The 17,319-nt window shown below is 56.7% G+C and carries 18 protein-coding genes and 1 pseudogene; 4 read left to right on the top strand and 15 right to left on the bottom strand.

What is annotated here, in order from left to right; all coding sequences use genetic code 11:
- Positions 1 to 40: 40 nt before the first annotated feature.
- The 9 genes and pseudogenes from traC to O3W44_RS20815 all read right to left on the bottom strand — a co-directional run bounded on the left by traC (position 41) and on the right by O3W44_RS20815 (position 6,857).
- Positions 41 to 2,646, bottom strand: a pseudogene (gene traC, locus O3W44_RS20770) (type IV secretion system protein TraC).
- A gap of 7 nt (positions 2,647 to 2,653) precedes the next feature.
- Positions 2,654 to 2,899 (bottom strand): TraV family lipoprotein, encoded by a 246-nt coding sequence (locus O3W44_RS20780; RefSeq protein WP_269294651.1) that lies wholly within the window; start codon positions 2,897 to 2,899, stop codon positions 2,654 to 2,656.
- A gap of 20 nt (positions 2,900 to 2,919) precedes the next feature.
- On the bottom strand, positions 2,920 to 3,204 hold the full coding sequence (locus O3W44_RS20785) for a hypothetical protein (RefSeq protein ID WP_269294652.1): 285 nt from the start codon (positions 3,202 to 3,204) through the stop codon (positions 2,920 to 2,922).
- On the bottom strand, positions 3,197 to 3,538 hold the full coding sequence (locus O3W44_RS20790) for a hypothetical protein (protein WP_269294653.1): 342 nt from the start codon (positions 3,536 to 3,538) through the stop codon (positions 3,197 to 3,199). The genes O3W44_RS20785 and O3W44_RS20790 overlap by 8 nt, the downstream gene beginning before the upstream one ends.
- Positions 3,535 to 4,923, bottom strand: coding sequence for a TrbI/VirB10 family protein (locus O3W44_RS20795; RefSeq protein ID WP_269294654.1), 1,389 nt, complete (start codon positions 4,921 to 4,923; stop codon positions 3,535 to 3,537). Before O3W44_RS20795 ends, O3W44_RS20790 begins: the two co-directional genes overlap by 4 nt.
- Entirely contained in the window at positions 4,913 to 5,638 is a 726-nt protein-coding gene (locus tag O3W44_RS20800) for a TraK domain-containing protein (protein WP_269294655.1), read from the bottom strand. The genes O3W44_RS20795 and O3W44_RS20800 overlap by 11 nt, the downstream gene beginning before the upstream one ends.
- Entirely contained in the window at positions 5,631 to 6,203 is a 573-nt protein-coding gene (locus tag O3W44_RS20805) for a TraE/TraK family type IV conjugative transfer system protein (protein WP_269294656.1), read from the bottom strand. The genes O3W44_RS20800 and O3W44_RS20805 overlap by 8 nt, the downstream gene beginning before the upstream one ends.
- 18 nt (positions 6,204 to 6,221) lie before the next feature.
- Positions 6,222 to 6,518 carry a type IV conjugative transfer system protein TraL gene (gene traL / locus O3W44_RS20810; RefSeq protein ID WP_269294657.1) on the bottom strand — a complete coding sequence of 99 codons (297 nt, stop codon included), beginning with the start codon at positions 6,516 to 6,518 and terminating at the stop codon, positions 6,222 to 6,224.
- A gap of 9 nt (positions 6,519 to 6,527) precedes the next feature.
- Positions 6,528 to 6,857: a type IV conjugative transfer system pilin TraA gene (locus O3W44_RS20815; RefSeq protein WP_039390122.1), complete on the bottom strand. Its 330-nt coding sequence runs from the start codon at positions 6,855 to 6,857 to the stop codon at positions 6,528 to 6,530.
- Positions 6,858 to 7,140: 283 nt separating this feature from the next.
- Between O3W44_RS20815 and O3W44_RS20820 the strand changes: the two genes are divergently transcribed.
- On the top strand, positions 7,141 to 8,469 hold the full coding sequence (locus O3W44_RS20820; protein WP_269294658.1) for a hypothetical protein: 1,329 nt from the start codon (positions 7,141 to 7,143) through the stop codon (positions 8,467 to 8,469).
- A 45-nt stretch (positions 8,470 to 8,514) separates the two neighbouring features.
- On the opposite strand, the gene O3W44_RS20825 is transcribed toward O3W44_RS20820, so the two are convergent.
- A complete protein-coding gene (locus tag O3W44_RS20825) occupies positions 8,515 to 8,916 on the bottom strand; it encodes a relaxosome protein TraM (protein WP_269294659.1) in 402 nt (133 codons plus the stop codon).
- 414 nt (positions 8,917 to 9,330) lie between these two features.
- Between O3W44_RS20825 and O3W44_RS20830 the strand changes: the two genes are divergently transcribed.
- Positions 9,331 to 9,831 carry a lytic transglycosylase domain-containing protein gene (locus tag O3W44_RS20830; RefSeq protein WP_269294660.1) on the top strand — a complete coding sequence of 167 codons (501 nt, stop codon included), beginning with the start codon at positions 9,331 to 9,333 and terminating at the stop codon, positions 9,829 to 9,831.
- Positions 9,832 to 10,090: 259 nt separating this feature from the next.
- Here the strand turns inward: O3W44_RS20830 and O3W44_RS20835 are convergent, their stop codons facing one another.
- The 4 genes from O3W44_RS20835 to O3W44_RS20850 all read right to left on the bottom strand — a co-directional run bounded on the left by O3W44_RS20835 (position 10,091) and on the right by O3W44_RS20850 (position 14,436).
- The gene (locus O3W44_RS20835; protein ID WP_269294661.1) at positions 10,091 to 10,942 is read right to left on the bottom strand and encodes an LPD29 domain-containing protein; all 852 of its coding nucleotides are present in this window, start codon (positions 10,940 to 10,942) and stop codon (positions 10,091 to 10,093) included.
- Between the two features lie 64 nt (positions 10,943 to 11,006).
- On the bottom strand, positions 11,007 to 11,597 hold the full coding sequence (locus O3W44_RS20840; RefSeq protein ID WP_269294662.1) for a hypothetical protein: 591 nt from the start codon (positions 11,595 to 11,597) through the stop codon (positions 11,007 to 11,009).
- Positions 11,598 to 12,264: 667 nt separating this feature from the next.
- On the bottom strand, positions 12,265 to 12,630 hold the full coding sequence (locus O3W44_RS20845) for a hypothetical protein (protein WP_269294663.1): 366 nt from the start codon (positions 12,628 to 12,630) through the stop codon (positions 12,265 to 12,267).
- Between the two features lie 105 nt (positions 12,631 to 12,735).
- Complete coding sequence (locus O3W44_RS20850; RefSeq protein WP_269294664.1) at positions 12,736 to 14,436, bottom strand: DUF4942 domain-containing protein; 1,701 nt, start codon at positions 14,434 to 14,436, stop codon at positions 12,736 to 12,738.
- 784 nt (positions 14,437 to 15,220) lie between these two features.
- On the opposite strand from O3W44_RS20850, the gene O3W44_RS20855 reads away from it, so the two are divergent.
- Entirely contained in the window at positions 15,221 to 15,697 is a 477-nt protein-coding gene (locus tag O3W44_RS20855) for a DUF2243 domain-containing protein (protein WP_269294665.1), read from the top strand.
- 12 nt (positions 15,698 to 15,709) lie between these two features.
- Positions 15,710 to 16,516, top strand: a complete 807-nt coding sequence (locus O3W44_RS20860; protein WP_269294797.1) for a cytochrome c oxidase assembly protein — start codon at positions 15,710 to 15,712, stop codon at positions 16,514 to 16,516.
- Positions 16,517 to 16,767: 251 nt separating this feature from the next.
- On the opposite strand, the gene O3W44_RS20865 is transcribed toward O3W44_RS20860, so the two are convergent.
- A complete protein-coding gene (locus tag O3W44_RS20865; RefSeq protein WP_269294666.1) occupies positions 16,768 to 17,196 on the bottom strand; it encodes an Rrf2 family transcriptional regulator in 429 nt (142 codons plus the stop codon).
- Positions 17,197 to 17,319 lie beyond the last annotated feature (123 nt).

Raw genomic sequence — 17,319 nt, forward strand, 5'->3', positions numbered from 1 at the left:
AGGACAACGCCCACCATGACCACGTAAGTGATGACATATTTCACAGTTGAATCTCCCGCAGCATGTGGATGATGTCGCGCTTGTGCGCGTCGTTTTCGGCCATTTCAAACAGGATGTCCTTAATGTCCGCGCCCTCGCGCAGGCGCTTCTCGCGATAGGTAAAGTCCTCGCCTTTGGAGGAGAACAGCCCGTCGCTCAGCGGATCGAGAATGAGTCGGTGGAAACTGGAAAACTCGCCCACGCTCAGCAGAAACGAGCTGTAGCGCGCTTTTTTCGCCGGCGGGAACTTCCTGATCATCTCCCACTCCAGCTCGTTAAACGCGTGCGGCTCCTCCTTCTGGAAGGTGGTGAACGACTTGGCGTCCTGCATACACGTAAACTTGAACGAGCTGTTGTCGTAGGCCGCGAGCGCCGCCGTGGACAGGTTTTTATCGCGTATCGCCTGGGTCACCGTGCCGTAGGAGCCGTTGTGACGGCGGGCGGTGCGGTAACCCTCCTCGATGAAGTCCTTAATTTTGGTGCTCGACCCGCCCAGCAGCTTCCAGCCCTCGTCGATAATGTTCATCTTCCGCATGCTGCGCGGGGTGGTGTACATCATGTTCTCGTTCCAGATCATGATGCTGAACAGCACCGCCGACAGCAGGTCCTGCTGCTTGCGCAGGTCGCCCAGCTCGGTGACCACGAACTGCAGGTCAGGCTTCAGGGTCGGCTCGGACGAGTTAAAGAACCGGCCGTAGATCCCTTTCGTGCTGTACTTGCCGAGCAGCGTGGTGATTTCATCAATGCGCCCGCCAATCAGTGAGGAGTGTTCGCGGGTAATAGCGGCCTGTCGTTTCGTCAGATAGTCAATAACGTGGTCAATACGCATGTCCTGCTGCCAGGTCGGCCACGATTCGGTGATGGCTTCCAGGATCATGGACTCGTGCACCTCATCCAGCAGGCCGTTGGGGCTCGCCAGAATGCACAGCTGATCGCGGATGCGCTCGGCCGCGAGCGTAATGTCCGTGACGTTCGCAAACGGGTTAAAGCGCAGCGAGTCGCCGTTAATGTAGGTGCCGCCGAGGCTGCTGCAGGCCGCCTTGTACGAATCCCCGATGTCCTGCACCGCCACCGTCCCGCCCTTGTCCAGCACCGAGCGCGCAATGGAGTTCGCCAGTACCGACTTGCCCGCACCCGAGGTGCCGGACATAAACCAGTTGAAGTTGGTATTCGGCAGGCTCTCGTCAAACACGTCGATGAACGCGACCTGGTTGCGGTAGCTCGGGATGAGAATGCCCGAGGCGCACAGCTTGTTGTCGCCGATGACCGGCATCAGGTTTACCGCGTGAAACGACTCCGATCGCTGAATGCCGCCGGTCTTGCGGCAGTCGGCGCGCAGTTTTTTGTTCACCATCGCAAACGGCAGCGTAGCCAGAAGGTTGCGCAGCTGCATAAAGTCGGCGCGTACGAAGCGCAGCCCCTGCGCGGCGAAGGCGTTGCGCGTTTTTTCGGTGTAGCGGGACGTCAGGTCATCGTCGTCCGGGCAGAACAGCGTAATGCCGTAGAAGTAGCTCGTGAGCGACGTCTGATTGGACAGCAGCCGCGCGCGGGCGTCTTTCCATTCGGCGTGCTGGCGCGTCGTTGACGGAATGTACTTGGCGTAACTGGTGTTCACGCGCGAGTCCAGCGACAGGAAGCGGCTGTTGGCCTCGCCCTGGCTTTTCATCTGCTCCTCGGTGGTCAGCACCATCGTGCAGATAAACGGGCAGGGAATGCCGTTGGTCGGCGACATCAGGTCCTGAATGATGTTGCCGTTCTGCCACAGGAAGTGCTCCTGCGGGTTGCGGTCGAGATTCAGATTCACCATGCGCGCCGCAAACGGCTTGTTCTTCGCGTCGCTGCCCTCAATGCGGATATGCGAGGGCTTCACCCGCCAGGACGTGGTGCGGTCCACAAACTGCGTGCTGAGGTCGGCCGCCGGATCGTACTCGCTGTCGTAGCGCCAAGCCGCGCCGGGTCGTGGTTGAAGAACTCGCGCAGCACGCTGCTGAACTCGCTGACGCCGATGGCTGAGGACCACAGGTCGGCGGCGTTGAGCGCGTTGAGCAGGTTTCGGCGCACGTCGCGCACGCGGATCATGTCGGTTTCGCTCAGGTGCTTCACCGGCATCGCCCAGATAAAGAACAGGCGGTAGTCGCGCAGGGTCAGCGGATGATCAAGGCCATTGTTGTAGGTGAAGCGTGCGCCGTTCAGGAAGAAGCGCGCGGTGACGTCATTGCATTCGTCTGCCCGGTGCCCCTTCCAGGCGAAGTTTTTCAGACCCTGCTCAACCTGCTCTTTCACTGCCCGGGAAGAAACCAGCATCACCTGCAGAGGAATATCGCGGGGCGCCACGTCGCGCAGGAGATACTCCAGGCTCTCGGCCAGCTTCTCGTTGGCGCCAATCAGCGGCTGGCTCTCTACCACGAAACCCACCGACTCTTTGTTCACCCAGATCTGGCTTTCGGTGTCGTAATCTTTGTAGGGCAGTAGGTCGCGGATGTGCGGGTAGTCCATGTCCTGCAGCTTCTGGCGCGTCTCGTTCGTGGTGTCCCGCTCGCCCAGAATGCCCGCCACCGTCTCCACCACGTTCAGCGGGTCAAAGCGGAAGCCTTTCAGAAATTTCATGCGGACCTCACATCAGAATGCCGCTCCAGTCGCCGTGACTGGAGACGCTGTAGATGACCTCGCCCATGTGGACGTTGTTGTCAGGGGAGACGTACGGCGCAATCCAGATGCGCGCCACGCCGTCAGGGCGGCGGAACGCGGCGGTCGGCTCCGGGAAGCAGTGCGCCGCGCTGCAGTACGCGGTCTGGTTTGCTGTCGTGCGCAGTACGCCGTTTTCGCGTGTGAACGGGCGGACCCCGCCGGATGACGCCACGCGCGCCGGAATGCCCTCATTCAGGCCGCTGCGTCCCGCCGGGCATCAGTCTGCGGGTCCAGGCGAATGGTGCCGGTATCAATCAGGCGGTAGTCGTCCAGGCGGATACCCGCACCGGTGAAACCGTTCGGCGCGATAGCCGCTGGCGCGTTACCGCTGCTCCCGGCGGACATATCGTCAGCCTGCGACATCCAGACCCCCGAATCCTTAGCGGGCCTGTCGAACTCAAAGTCGCTGTTCATGCCTGCGCAGCCGCTTAGAACCAGCGCCAGCGCGCAGACGGATAAAGCATGTGACTTAATCATGGGGCTCTCCGTTGAGATCAGATATTTCGGTAAAGTCGATAAAGAGATCGCCGTTTTTGCCGCTGGTCCCGAGCCGGGAGAGCATGCTCATGGCAAAGGCGTCACCGGGAGCAACCTCCAGCAGGCGGCGCAGCGTCTCTCCGAACAGGGCGACGTAGCCGTCGTCCGGGATGAGGCCGGGCTTGCAGTAGAGCTTCTTCACGCCAAACCCCAGTGCCTGCAGACCCGGAATGCGCGCGTCAGCCTCGCGACCGAAGCAGTTCACCGTCCTTTCGGTAAAGACCATCCAGCCGCAGTGCTCTGCGTGGCGAAGCCGGATTTTTTCAGCCGTCATTGCGCCACGCCCTGCGGGGTCGTACCCCTCGCCTGTCCGCCACTGGTCGGGGTCACAAAGTCATTCATGTTGAGGCGCGTGGCGTCACCGAGCTTGCCCACGAGATCCGGCGGCAGGCCGCTGTTGCCCTGCTCCCGCGTCTGCGTGTCCTGCTGCTGCCCGCCCGAGCGCTGCTGCTCTTTCGCAAGCTTCGCGGCCTCTTCATCCTCAATAAACTTCGCTCGGAAGCCTTCGATAAACACCACCTCCACGCGGTTCGCCGCGCCGATCGGGATAATCGGGTGATACTGCTCGGCCCGCTCGATGTAGTAGTCGGCCAGCTTGTCCGCCGCCTTGCTCACGCCGCCGCCCACGGTGCCGCGCGCCACGTCTCCGCCGCTGACCGTGCTGGTTGCGCCGATGCCGGTGACCGTCTGGCCGACCTGCGAGGCGCTCTGACCGAGACCGCCCAGCGCCCCGGCGGTAAATGCCAGCCCCAGAATTTTGCCGTTGCGCATCACCGGCACGCCCTTGATACCGTTCTTGCCGTAGAAGGCGACGTGCCCCTTCACTGCCTGATCGACGTGCTTGCCGTCGATAATGCAGGAGAGGCGCTGCAGCTGAACGATGGCGCGCTCGCTGGAGATGTCGCCGTAGGCTGCGGCCGTCACAAAGCAGTTATCCAGCTGCCCCATTTTGTTGTTACCCGGCATGTGCGCCCGGCCCTTGAGCTTGAACTGCATCGGCACCAGGTTGTTCTCGCCGCGCACCGAGGCGTTGGCGTCAGCACCCTCGATCACGATGGCGTCAGAGAACGTGCCGGTCGGGACCCAGAACGAGGTGTCTTTCGCTTTGGGCTCAAACTGCGAATAGTCAAACGTCTGGTTGTCAATTTGCCCGGTCTGCACCGGCGCGGGCGCAAAGGTGTATTCCGTGCGCGGCGGCGTATAACCGGCACCCTGCTGCGTCCCTTGCTGCGCGCCCTGCTGTGCCTGTTGTCCGGCAGGAGGCGTCTTTGGCTGGTTCTGCTGATTTTTCAGCTGATCCATCAGGTCGCTGACGTTCTGCTGCAGCGACTTGTTGTTGTTCATCACATCCGACATCTGGTCTTTCAGCGATTTGAAGTCTTTCTGCATCGAGGCGAGCTGTTCGCGCGCCTCTTTCTCTCGGTTCTGTGCACTCACCAGCAGCGAGCCCTGCCCGGAGCCGTCAAAGGCGTTGACCACGCCCCCGCCGGTCAGATCCGGCTCGGCAGTGGCACGGTCAGGTTTGCTTTCATGGCCCCCGCTCTTTCCGGCTGCGCCCCGGTTCGCAAGGTACAGGCCGCCGATGATGACGGCAGCGGCGGCGAGGATGATGCCAAACAGCCTGCGCTGTTTGCTGCGGACCAGGCTGTTAAGGTTCATCCGGGCCTCCTTTCGTGCGGAACACCGTCACGACGGAGACTTTTGCGCCAGGCTCCAGCACGTCGAGCTGCGGATGAAACGCCACCGCCATCACGCCCGGGCTCCAGAAATAGCGTTCGCTGAGGCGGATGCGCTGTGAGGAGAGGCTGGTGATGTCGGTGCGCACGATGCGTACCCGGTCGCCCTGCCAGGCGGTCACCGGACGCAGCGCAAACGCGCTTTTCACCGACTCGCTCACCGGCACGTCGGTGTTTTTACTCAGCACGTAGCCTGCCGGCTTGCGGTTGGTGATGAACCTTCCCACCAGACCGCTGATAAGCGCGCTGTAGGTGTCCTGCTTCTGCTCGTACTCCCGCGCCTCCTCCGTGCCCTTCACCTCGTGGTTATCTACCGTCAGGCTCAGGCCCGCGCGTTTGCCCGGCGTCGCCTGCACCGAGAAGGCAAAGCCGGACGCGGTCTGTACGAACATGGTGAACGGCTTGTCGGTCAGGGTAGAAAACATGACAGCGCCTTCCGGCGTCGGGGATTTGGCGCTCAGCACGCCCTGTGCCGCCTGCACGCTGAGGATGCGATCATCGTTCACGCGCAGGTAGTTCGGGTTGGTGTTACTCACCGCCGCGTTGACGCGGGCACCGGGGTTTAGCGTCAGCTGTTCGGCGCGGGCGCCAAACGCCGTCAGCAACGCCACGGCGCTGATTAGCAGGGATTTACGCATCGGGAACCTCCAGGAAAGCGCTCCAGCAGAGACGGTTGTTTCGGGTGTCGGTGCGCAGCCGGTAGTGCTTCTTCACCGGCTTGCCGTCGTGCAGCCCATAGCTCAGCTGCAGGTCGCCGGTCACGTCCACGATGCCCTTGTCCGGCCAGACGCTGACGTCTCTGGGGTAGAACACCGACCCGCCGCTGTTGCCTTTAACGCGCGCGGCTTCATCAGCCAGCACGCCTTTGAGTGATTTCTCCGCGCCGTCACAGGCGCCCGCCAGCAGCATTTCGTGGCTGGCCTCTGCGTTTTTGTCGGAGATGTTGAGGCGCAGGTTCAGCCACGCCAGCGCCATCAGGCGCAGGTAGCGGGCGTCGCCGCGCTCACCGGTAAAGCTGAACGGCGTGTCCGCGCCGTAGGGAACGATGATGGTCTGTTTGTTATTAAGGAGCTGATTCATCAGCGCCCGGTTATCGCCGTAGATGCGCCAGCAGAGAAGAAGCGCAAGGATCGTGATAACGAGCAGCACCAGAATAGCCACGGCCATATTGCGGTTTCCCGCCGAACGCAGCTTTAATTCCATGTTGTCTCCGGAGGGGGGTCAGGCGACCCAGTGCCGTTTGTAGCTGTCAGGCAGGATGCTGATAAAGAAGCGCATCACTGAGGTGGGCAGGCACCAGTACGCAAGGTTGAGAAGATACTGAGAACCGCGGCCTTTCTTGAGGTGACGTATTCCAACCACGGCGGCTAAAAGCGTGGGGCCAAAAATCCACATGTTGAGAAAAACTGCCAGCAGTGCCAGTGGCACATACAGGCAGAACTCATCAGGTGGCAGCCCCACGAACCGCTTCTGCTCGGAAAACGTAGCCGCACAGGTATACCGGTCACGTTTATCCATAAGCAGACGTTAAGCCGGAATGACGTTGAAGGCGACGTTCACGAAAACCAGCAGCGCGGCGATGCTGCCGAACAGCGCGAGGTTTTTGGTTTTGATGTAGGTGAAAGCGATGAAAGCAATCTCAATCACATAGAGAATATATACTACGGCTGAGTTACCGCCGAAAGTATCTGTAACATCAGTTTTCGCCCCTGCGAAGTAGTCCTGGGCGTGGGCTGGCATCACGGAAACAGCCAGGATCGCCAGTGCTGAGAGCAGTGCAGACTTGTTCAGTTTCTTCCACGCTACCGCCCCTGCCTTGCGGCAGTAGTTTAAAGACGAAGAGAGAGAGCCCTTCATAGGTTTTTTCCTCAGTTAGGGATATAATGATCAGTCGGTTGAACTATCGTTTGTTTTTGCCTGTATGGCCTTAAGTCAAATTTCTGGCTTGCCGGTTACTCCTCCTTTACAAATCTGTGGGATTGCTACAGATGCTTACGGTTTCTTAACCGGCTGACGTTTTTTTACGCTTCCGGATCGCACACTTCAATATAAGTTATTGATCTTGCTGATCAACTTCACTTATCGTTATGGTGAGAAATTTCACTTAAGTTCCTAACCGATTGAATGAGAATGAAAAATCATGCCTGAAACTGCCGATTTGGTTGTTCTTGTCGCCGATCCGGCGGGCTTTGCGGCTGAGATTTTTAGGACAAATCATGAGGAAGCCTTAAGTGAACTACTCAATGATGCCCTTCTGCATTACATGCGTGACCCGGGCTGGTATGAGGTCACCTTCAGAGAAATCCGCTTTTATGCCTGCCAGCTGGTCACCATTCCGCTGCTCGCCTTTATTAAAAATCGCGTCCCGGCCAGGCTGTTGCAGGCAACGGCCGAACGTTCACTCGCGCAGATAAAAGATTATTCAGACGTGGCCGATCCGACCGCCTGGATAATGATTAATGCAGATTTTTTTTCTCCCCTTCCCCGCCCCGGTGTAAATCTTTGGCAGGCCCGTAAATTAAAGAACAGCCTTAATAAGGCGCTATTTACTGATCCGGGTGATATAACGGAGCCTCAAAAAAAACCTGCACTGCCTGGTGTGAAATCATCGGCTGATGGTAAAAAAGATGCCGTGTCTGAGAGTTTTCCCGGAAATAAACGCGGACCCAATGCAGATAAAATAATGGAGCGCGTCATGCTCGGCTGGCGCGTTAAAGATATTTGCAAAGAACATGGGTGTTCTGAATCCTACGTTTATAAGCTGATTAAACAGCGCAAGGGACACTCTGCAATGGATTATCGATGGAAGCAGTGGGAGCTGATTTCAGGCATGTATCACGCCGAGCCGAAGATGACGCTGGAAGAGATTGAAAAAGCCTGCGGCGTATCGCGCGCGGCCATATATCAGGCCGTAAAAAAAATAGCTGAACGTGACGGCACAGAGATTACTCCCCGCGAAAGAGAGAAAAAGCTGACGCCTGATGACGTAGAGACGATAAAGAAAAAATTAAGCGAGGGCGTGCTCAGAAAAGATATTCTTGCCGAATACGACATCACTACAGAAACACTGATAAAGTACGTCGGCACAAGCGACGACTACAGACCTGTTCCGGAAGAATTAAAAGAGTATGCGGTTCGTTTACGTGTTCAGGGAAAAACACTGCAACAGACGGCCGATATTCTCGGCGTGACCATTTCTACCGTAAAAGATGCATGGAGGGAAAAGAAAGACTCACCCGACATTCAGGAAAAACGCGTCAAGTACGATAATCGAAACGTGCTGTCTAAACGCGACCGCGATCAGGCCGTTAACGCCGTTCTGCGGGACGGAATTACCCGTAAGCAGGTTTACACGCAGTACGGAATAAATGCGCTTACCCTGCGGCGTTATATTCGTGATGCGCAAAAAAGAGAGCTTGAAGCATTGCGGGAGAAAGAGGTCGATTCAGACAAAGGAGAAGTTGAGTAAAGAAAAAAGCCTGATATCCGTGAAAATATATCAGGCATGAAATAGCTATTTGAAATATTCCAGCAGCTTACCTGCAACTCTTTCCTTCATTTCTTTAGGCCATTCTGGATCAAGAAGCATCTCATTTTTAACAACCTTTGAGTGGTCTACCGTTTCTTTCATAATGCCGAAAATCGCATCGATGATAAATCCATTCATGAGCGCATTTTTTGCAATCAATTCCAGTTTCTGATCAAGCGTTTTTTCAGAAGCATCCTTGTTGAGTTTGTTTTCATGAACCCGCAAACCAAGCCTGAACATCTCCATAACAAAGGATGACCGGTTTGCAGTATCACGAGACTCGCCGTCCTCAAGCATTTTTTCTACGTGCGCATCGACTTTTTCAAGCAATGAAAAAGGAACGGTAAGATAGACGCGGTTCCTTTTAGATGAATTATCGTCATTCATATTAATATCAGCCTCAACATTTTCTAAGTGGATAAAATCACCTCATCGGATGAGTTGATTCAGCTTCAGCCCTGCGGGAAAAACAAGCCATTAATGGATGCCATAAGGCAACCATATAGCCACCAATAAGAAAATACAAGGCCTCCACACGGCACTTTCTCAACTATTCTTAGCGTTATATATATGATTATTAAGGTTATGCCACTAAGCCTCTACCTGGGGGCTTATAAGCCTTCTGCCAGCAACCATCAGGCAACCACATTACTGTTTAAATAATTTATAACTTCAAGATAAGTTCATGATATAAAAGATATAAATCAGCAAAAATAAATTTGCGAGTGGTGTGTAAAAACCTGACTCTTATGATATTATAGAGCCTGACACCTCCCCGAACTTTTCAAACCAGGAGCCGCAATGCGTTTATTTACTCACGCTGCAGCCCTGCTGGCGACAGGCATTTTCTCCGCCAGCGTGAATGCGGACTGTTTTATTAAAGCTGGTGAATGGTATTCCATCGATCCGGACTATCTGCGCGCTATCGCCTGGCAGGAGTCACGCTATAATCCGGCGGCTGTAAATACCAACCGGACCAAAGATGGAAAACCCGGCAGCAGTGACTACGGGCTCATGCAGATTAATTCGGCCACAATGCGCCGCTTACAAAAAGAGTACCCGGGCCTCAGCAAAGAAAAGCTGCTCAGCGAGCCGTGTCTGAATATTTATATTGGTGCCATGCTGCTGCGTCGTAATTTCAATCAGTACGGCACAACGTGGCTGGCGGTGGGAATGTACAACGCGGGAATGAAAAACCTGCCGGTGACCGTAACGAACCGCTATAACTATGCGATGCTGATTGACAAACATTACAAGGCCATTAAGGCTGGTACAATCCCGCGTAAGGCATTCAACGGCTAATCAGGTTTTAGTACCGTTAAGGCCCGCACCTCCTTTTATTTTTTCTGTGCCAGACAATCTTACCGCCAGTAATGAACCTTGCGCACAGAATTACCCGATCCCGGATCAATACCGGGAACGGGTAACCTGAGTAATCCTCTTTTTTCTTACGTGTCGCCTGTTCCCGACTTCGCGCCGGTTTATGTTTATCCGTCTCCGGTTTAATACCGGCGGCGGATAACAGGAAAAAAAAGGGAACCTTCAGGCTCCCCGGTGACTGTTATTTTATTTCGGCAAGAGTTCTGTTTATCTCACCCTGCACACCCTGACTGTGCCAGAAGTAATCGCGCCCGACCCGGTAAAGCTCGCCGGTATTAAAACGCGAAAGAGTTATTTCCTCACCTTCCAGACTCCCGCCATATTTTTTAGCGATAATGTCCACTGCCTTTTGCTTCATCCCGTCCGAATAATCCCGGTCGGTAAAAATGTAGCCCACGCCACCATAAATTCGGTTGAACGGAGAGGCACAGGAAATGGACATATCCTGCATGCCGTAAAAATAACTGTCCTTGTACTTATCCGTTACGGCTTTTACTTCTTCCTCTGTCGGCCCGTCCATCCAGTTAATACTTACGCTGTCATAGCTGCGCTTACGAACCGAGAATTTAACGCCCGGAAACCTGGCCTTCAGCTCCTTACGAATATTGGATGTTACCTGCACGGCCCCTTTTTTATCCTGAGAAAGTGCCGCATATTCCGGGGCTGTTTTTAAACGCTCGCATTCATTCGCGTAAAGGCGTTCTGCCTCCTCTTTTTCCTGCTGCATACGGCGTTCTTCTGACTCGGCATGTTTTACAATTTTCGCCGTCTCTTCCCCGCTTTTTATTTCCGGAAATATGCTCCACTGTTTTCCGTGCAGGATACTTTCAGGCAGCCCGCGCGATATTCCGCCGCTCTCAAACGCAATATCAAACGTGGCATTTCCACCATAAGATATGCAGCCCGAAAGCGACCCGACTGATGCCGGTTTCTGCTCGCCGTGAACGGCAAAAATGACACCCCGTCCGCGATTGTAAAGAACTGTGCTGACAACCTGACCGATGACCACTGCCTGCGCATTGTGCATTTTCATTTCAGTTTTCCTTAAATCAGTTGAGACGAAAAAGCGGCCCGCCTTTACAGGCCGCGCAACGTTTTCAGAAAGGGATCTCGTTCAAAGTGGTATCAGCGGCACCGGCAGTTACCTGATTTTCAGTCGCCGGGTTCAGGGCGTTTTGCAGTGTGATGATCCCGCGCGCGACGTCGCTTGCTTTGTAGAGGTCCAGTCCTGCCGCCATCGCCGCGTCAAATTTATCGAGAATCTTCTGTACCTCTTCCCTCCGCACCTCTGCGGCCCGGCGGATATACTCCCGGCGCACTTCCTGCCATGAATCCGTGCGATAAAAAATCTGACCACGGCTGGCAATGAGGTAACGCCCTGCGGCCTTTTCGCCCAGGTCGTACAGCGCCGTCATGCTCCCGCCCGAACTCGCCAGTCGCGGCAGTGAGGTATGTCCTGCCGCCAGAAGTGCCACCACATCCGCTTCATCAAGCAGCAGCGCGTCCACACCATAGCTGCCGTTTCGTGCCGGGTAGTGCTTCCCCTCTGACGGCGTGACGTTTTTTCCGTCCTCGCCCGTGGTGTGCCAGCGCGTGCGCAGATCGTTTGCACTGACGCAGATTTTCGGTCCGTTACCCCATGTTTTGGGAGATGCTGAAGCGGCGGTGTTGACGTTTTGTGTGTGCATGCTGGTTCTCCTGTTCAGATGGTTAATTCATGTTTCGGTTAGTTCCTCGCGGCAAAGGGCTGAGAAGTAACGGCAGGCAGCAGATACAAGGGCGCCGCAGGCGTGCACTTCACCTTTGTATCTGATGAATGACGGTGCTTGGATTCGCCCGCCGCGTGGGACGTACCGCAACATGACCACCGCGCCGGAGATGAGCAGGCACACACCCGACCGCAACGCGGGCGTACTCAGCGGCCACGTCTTTATGTGGCCAGTGAACGCGCCGGCGCCAGCCGGCTGCAGGGGTTGACCTGGCCGTTCGCCATCAGACCCTAGCCGGCAGGCCCGGGACGCTTCGCGGTCCGGCGGAGCTTACCGGCACAGCCGGTTAGCGCAGTGAGGCTGACGACCCGGCAACGCCGGGGAGCCGGAGGGGGCCATCAGGCTGTTTATGCCGTTGACCTTGATGGACAGGAAACCGGAGGAGCAGCTGCAGCACAGCAACAGAACGGACAGCAGCAGGAAGCAGAGAGAAAAGACCGTGAGACAGCGTCCCGGAGAGAGAAAGCGCAGGCGAAGGGAGAGTGACGGTGCGTCAGCACCGGTTTTTCCCGGCCCGCAGGGCCGCCCGCTTTAAAGCCGCGGCTGAAGCAGCTGCAGGGCTTAGCCAGCCCCGCGCTTATTGCTTTTAACATTCCTCCAGCTCGGCCTGATAATGCATTTCCGCAGAACTGACCAGCGACGAAAATGTTACGTTTTCGTCCGTTATGCCCTCCTGTTCACACAGGTGCATCAGGTTAGCTATCAGATCCTGCACAGCCGTGTAAGCTTCGTCCCCTCTTCCGTCTAAACCGGTACGCCGGGCAAATATCCACAATGCTTCGGCCGCAACCGTTGCCCGGTCCGTATTGCCCCAGATAAGTGCCGGTCGCTCAGTTCCCGCAGCCGTTGCGGCAATCTCTTCGATAACGTCCATTCGCACCGGCTCGCGCGTCCCGGTTAATTCCGGGTTTACTGTCTGGTTATCCAGTGTTAAGGTTTGCGCTGTAGACACATTGATCTCCTGTTCTGTGGTCAGTGTTTCTCTGATGCCCCGGCTTCGTCGCAGATACCAGGGGCGGAATCTGGCAGGGTTAACACCCTGCCTTTTTTCTGTCTGTTATTCCGGTTTGTACGCCATGAGTCGCACCACGCGTACCCCCGTCCCTGCAAACATGCCCTCCATTGGTTCAGACCAGCTGCAGTCCCAGCCCGGCAGCACGCCTTTTCTGTCCATTCCCGCTGGCAGTATGGCCCCCAGGCGGCCGCCATCTTTTACCAGCGCAGCGGCTGTATTCAGATGCGCCACGGCGCCGCCTTCGCTGTAGGGTGGATTCATCACCACGACGTCAAAGCGCTGGCGGGTTTCCTGCGCCCACTGCAGAAAGTCGCCTTCAATCACAGTGTGCCCTTTGGCCTCAAGTACGCGGCAGTGCAACGGCGAGACTTCAACGCAGGTGGTTTGAGTCTGCGGCATCAGATCAGCTAATCCGCCCATACCCGCGCTTGGCTCCAGGCAGCTCTCGCCCTCCTGAATGTTCACTTCGTCAAGCAGCTGCGTGGCAAGCGCCTCGGTTGTCGGGTAAAACTGGTGCGTTTTCTGATCCGGCAGCGCGCCGCTCAGTTGAATATCCTGAATTGCCGTGGTCGGGTCGTAGTCGAATTCAAACCAGGTAAACGCGTTTCTGGCCATCTTCACGCCGCCAATACTTATCAGCACTTTTTCAGCCTCCACGCGCACGCCCTTATCGAAGTCCATCAGGTTTTTAAAGCGGCGATTATTCGGGTTCGTGGTAACCGGCTGGCGTGGCTCTTCCCAGCGGTTACGCTGCTGCGGCTCTGTGCGCTCGATCTCCAGCTCGCTGAGTTCGCTCAGCACGCTGAACGGCAGCAGGTTCGACGCCAGGTTAAAGGTCTTCGACTTTGTGCGCGGCTTCTGCCGGTGCTCCGCCGGAATCTCTGCCGGATGCAGAAACGCCAGAATGTCATTGAGCCGCCAGGCCATATCGGGATGAATTTCAAGGTGGGCCGTGCCTTTCAGGAAGGCTTTCACGCGCAGCGCGCCGCCGTCGAGGATCAGCCATTCCCCGGCACGCTTGCGGGCAATCTGCAAAATTTTGTCTGTGGTGCGGTAGCTGGTGGCATCCCGGCCCATGAATTTCGCGATCACCTGGCGCAGGTCATCAATGTAGCCGGTGCGGTCGTAATTATTGCCGCCCCACTCGTCGTACACGCGCGCCATGATCATGCGCTTGCCAAAACCCTCCGGGCGGTTGGTGACGTGTTCCCCGGACAGGTTGCGGAAAATGCCATCTATGCGCTCGGCAAAAAACTTCTCGCGTGAGAACAGCAGCTCAGACAGCGTGGCGCGTACGGTTTTCTCCTCAAAGTCCGGCGCGTTCATCTCGCGGATCTGCTCGTTCCACTCGTTGCGCCGATCGTTGGGCATGTAATGGTAAACGTCCGTCAGGTCTAATGCTTCCTGCCAGAATGCCGCATTCAGGGACGCGACCGCGCCCGGCACGCTGAACATCTCGCCCACGGAACGCCCGTGATAGCCCCGGCGGCTGCTCAGATTGCCGCTGATAAAGTGCGCCACCGCAGGCGCGTTTTCACCGCTGGTCACCATGCTGGCGATGGCTTCAATTTTCGCCCGGGTGTGCTGATAGCGTCCCAGCAGAGAATCAATCAGATCCGCCTCTACCGGCGCATAAAAGTTATCGCCCAGCAGTTCCCCCGCTCCGCCATGATCGCCCTGGCCGTTAAAAAAAGATGATTCTTTAGATTCTGAAGCCGTGGTGTTGACGTTCTGCTGTGACATGTTGTGTCTCCCGTGTGGTTTAAGTGATGTTTCTCTGAGTTCCTCGCCGTGAGGGCAGAACGGGCGACCGGGCAACAGGCTGAACGCAGGGGGAAACGGCAAAGCCGCAGCCCGCAGGGACCGGGTGCAGCCGTTTAGCATGCGACCCTTGCGTGAAGACGCCCGGGTGCCAGGTTTCTGCACGGCGAAGGGGCTCAGGGGAACAAAACACAACGCGGAAGGATGAACAGGGCACGGCCCCGGAACGGCACACCACGGTGCCGGGCCGGTCCGCAACGGCCACGGCTTTTTGTGGCCAGTGAACGCGCTGGCGCCAGCCGGCTGCAGGGGTTGACCTTGCCGTTCGCCATCAGACCCTGGCCGTCAGGCCCGAACCCCGGAGGGATTCGGCGGAGCTTACCGGCACAGCCGGTTAGCACAGTGGGGCTCGACGACCCGGCTACGCCGGGGAGCCGGAGGTGGCCATCAGGGTTTTGACACTAACGTCCGCTTTGTGCCAGAAGCGGACATGTCACTGATCTCTTTGTATTAGTCAAATGAGAGTAGCTTAATTAACCAGACTGTATTGAGTTTAAAATTAAATTACTATACCTACTGCGGAGGAATGATGTCTTATTCAGCCACGTCTTTTGCAATTCAGTCAGTTAATCGTCGGCCAGATTAGTTGCCTGGCCGTAGCCTGCGCCAGCGGCAACCGCGTGGCGGCTCAGGGCAACCGATCGGGTACCGGTGAATTTCAGCTACGCTTCCTGTTCCGGCGTTTTGATTTTCTCAGGAGAGCACCGTGCCGCCTTCGATTCCCGTTTCGCAGTCCGACCTGAAACGTTCATTCATCGCCACCCTTCCGCTTGGCATCGGCATGATGGCGGCGATTGATGAAATCATTTTTCATCAGATCCTTGCCTGGCATCACTTTTTTGACTGGGGCACGCCAGCGTTCAGCCTGCTTTCGGACGGTCTGCTGCATTCAGGTGAGCTGATCTTTTTTGTACTCGGCTTTTTTATGTTTGCCGATCTACGCAGCCGCAAACGACTTGATCTCACCGCGGCATGGGCGGGCTTCATTTTGGGCCTGGGCGTTTTTCAGCTGTTTGACGGCATTGTTGACCATAAGCTGCTCAGGCTGCATCAGATCCGCTATGTCGATAACCTGTGGCTCTACGACCTTGTCTGGAACGCGTTTGGTCTGCTGTTCATCGCGGCGGGCATTCTCCTCTATCGCCGCGCGCGGGCGGCAGCGCGTCTTGAGACGGGAAGGTAGCCAGTGGATACGATGATGCATCATTCTGGAGGACACCCTTCAGCCACGCTGTGGCTGCTGCTGGGCATCCTGCCTCTCATCCTGCTCTGCTTTTATCTGCTGGCCGCGGTGCGGCTGCGCCCCACCGCCCGATGGAGCCTCTGGCGCATGGCCAGCTTTACGGCCGGCACCCTTGTGATCGTGGCTGCTGTGTTGCCGCCTCTGGCTGACTGGGCGCATCACGATTTACGGGGTCACATGCTGCAGCATCTCTGTCTGGGGATGTTTGGGCCGCTTGGACTGGTATTTGGCGCGCCTGGCTCGCTTTTGCTGCGCAGCGTCTGCGCGCAGCGGGCGCGCGGCATCATGGCTATTCTGCGTACCCGGCCGGTGCGATTGTTAATCCATCCGGTTACCGCTGCCTTTTTAGATATTGGCGGGATGTATCTGCTTTATCTCACTCCCTTTTACGCGCTGAGTATGGCCAGTCCCCTCCTGTTTGTTTTTCTTCATCTGCATTTTGTCCTCTCCGGCTACCTGTTTACCTGGTCGGTCGCCGGGCCTGATCCTGCGCCCCATCGCCCGCCGAGATCGGTACGGCTTTTGGTCATCTTCCTGGCCACGGCCGCTCATGCCATTCTCGGTAAACTGATGTACGGCTACGGCTACCCGCACGGCACCGCAGCCAGCCTTGCGGAGATACAGGCGGCCGCGCAGTGGATGTATTACGGCGGCGATATCGCCGAATTCTGCATTATTATCGGCTTTTTCGCGGCGTGGTTCCGGCAGCGCAGCACGCTGCCGGATACGCTGGTGGATAAAAGTCCCCAGGCCAGATAGCCGCAGCCTGGATGGCGGCGTTTCAGTCCGTTATTTTCAGCCGCTGGCAGCCATGCCGCCCTGCTCGGCGGGCGGTTTTTTCGCTGGATTGGCGATCTGGCCTGTCCGTACAGCCAGATGCTGTCCAAGGCCATCGTTCCTGATTCACGGCGTTCAGTTAAAACGGCAGGCGCACGGAGAAACAGGGGTTCTGACCGGTTCAGGTCAGGAGCAGACATCGACAGGCCCTCAGCCCGCTCCCACAGACACACTCAACGCGTCAGATAGCGGCGTTCAAAATCGCTGGCTAACTCTGCCAGGGTGACGCTTTCGAGTCGTTTCAACAGCATCGCCTGCGCCGCGTCGAACGCTTCGGTTAACGCGGCGTTCACCGCCTGCTCGACCAGGCACTCCGGATGATCGGTCGACAAGCCGATCGCAAACAGTGAAGACGAGCCCAGCGCCTTATGAATGTCCAACAAGGTGATATCCGACAGCGGCTTCGCTAGCGTCCAGCCACCCCGATGGCCTTTTTCCGAACGCACATAGCCCTTTTCTTTCAGCAGCGCCATGGTGCGCCGCACCACAACTGGGTTGGTATTAAGCATCTCCGCGATGGTATCCGACGTGGCGGGCCGGTCATGCCGGGACATGTGGATCAATACGTGCAGCATGCGGGAGAGACGGGTGTCATTTCTCATGTCGATCGCTTCCTGAAGAACTGGCGATGAGCATAACTCGAAACAGCATAAGTTACGAGATTATTGACACCCCATTATCAAGTAACTTATGTTGTATCGAAACTCACCCAGCCGTTGCAGCTT

The organism is Pantoea sp. LMR881, from assembly GCF_027157825.1.
GTDB lineage: Bacteria > Pseudomonadota > Gammaproteobacteria > Enterobacterales > Enterobacteriaceae > Pantoea > Pantoea haifensis.

Excerpts from the sequence above, each read along its gene's own strand:
- O3W44_RS20800 (WP_269294655.1), bottom strand. The coding sequence starts at position 5,638 with ATGCGTAAATCCCTGCTAATCAGCGCCGTGGCGTTGCTGACGGCGTTT.
- O3W44_RS20865 (WP_269294666.1), bottom strand. The coding sequence starts at position 17,196 with ATGAGAAATGACACCCGTCTCTCCCGCATGCTGCACGTATTGATCCAC.
- traL (WP_269294657.1), bottom strand. The coding sequence starts at position 6,518 with ATGGATAAACGTGACCGGTATACCTGTGCGGCTACGTTTTCCGAGCAG.
- O3W44_RS20805 (WP_269294656.1), bottom strand. The coding sequence starts at position 6,203 with ATGGAATTAAAGCTGCGTTCGGCGGGAAACCGCAATATGGCCGTGGCT.
- O3W44_RS20830 (WP_269294660.1), top strand. The coding sequence starts at position 9,331 with ATGCGTTTATTTACTCACGCTGCAGCCCTGCTGGCGACAGGCATTTTC.
- O3W44_RS20860 (WP_269294797.1), top strand. The coding sequence starts at position 15,710 with ATGATGCATCATTCTGGAGGACACCCTTCAGCCACGCTGTGGCTGCTG.
- O3W44_RS20795 (WP_269294654.1), bottom strand. The coding sequence starts at position 4,923 with ATGAACCTTAACAGCCTGGTCCGCAGCAAACAGCGCAGGCTGTTTGGC.
- O3W44_RS20785 (WP_269294652.1), bottom strand. The coding sequence starts at position 3,204 with ATGATTAAGTCACATGCTTTATCCGTCTGCGCGCTGGCGCTGGTTCTA.
- O3W44_RS20850 (WP_269294664.1), bottom strand. The coding sequence starts at position 14,436 with ATGTCACAGCAGAACGTCAACACCACGGCTTCAGAATCTAAAGAATCA.
- O3W44_RS20820 (WP_269294658.1), top strand. The coding sequence starts at position 7,141 with ATGCCTGAAACTGCCGATTTGGTTGTTCTTGTCGCCGATCCGGCGGGC.
- O3W44_RS20790 (WP_269294653.1), bottom strand. The coding sequence starts at position 3,538 with ATGACGGCTGAAAAAATCCGGCTTCGCCACGCAGAGCACTGCGGCTGG.
- O3W44_RS20835 (WP_269294661.1), bottom strand. The coding sequence starts at position 10,942 with ATGAAAATGCACAATGCGCAGGCAGTGGTCATCGGTCAGGTTGTCAGC.
- O3W44_RS20815 (WP_039390122.1), bottom strand. The coding sequence starts at position 6,857 with ATGAAGGGCTCTCTCTCTTCGTCTTTAAACTACTGCCGCAAGGCAGGG.
- O3W44_RS20825 (WP_269294659.1), bottom strand. The coding sequence starts at position 8,916 with ATGAATGACGATAATTCATCTAAAAGGAACCGCGTCTATCTTACCGTT.
- O3W44_RS20840 (WP_269294662.1), bottom strand. The coding sequence starts at position 11,597 with ATGCACACACAAAACGTCAACACCGCCGCTTCAGCATCTCCCAAAACA.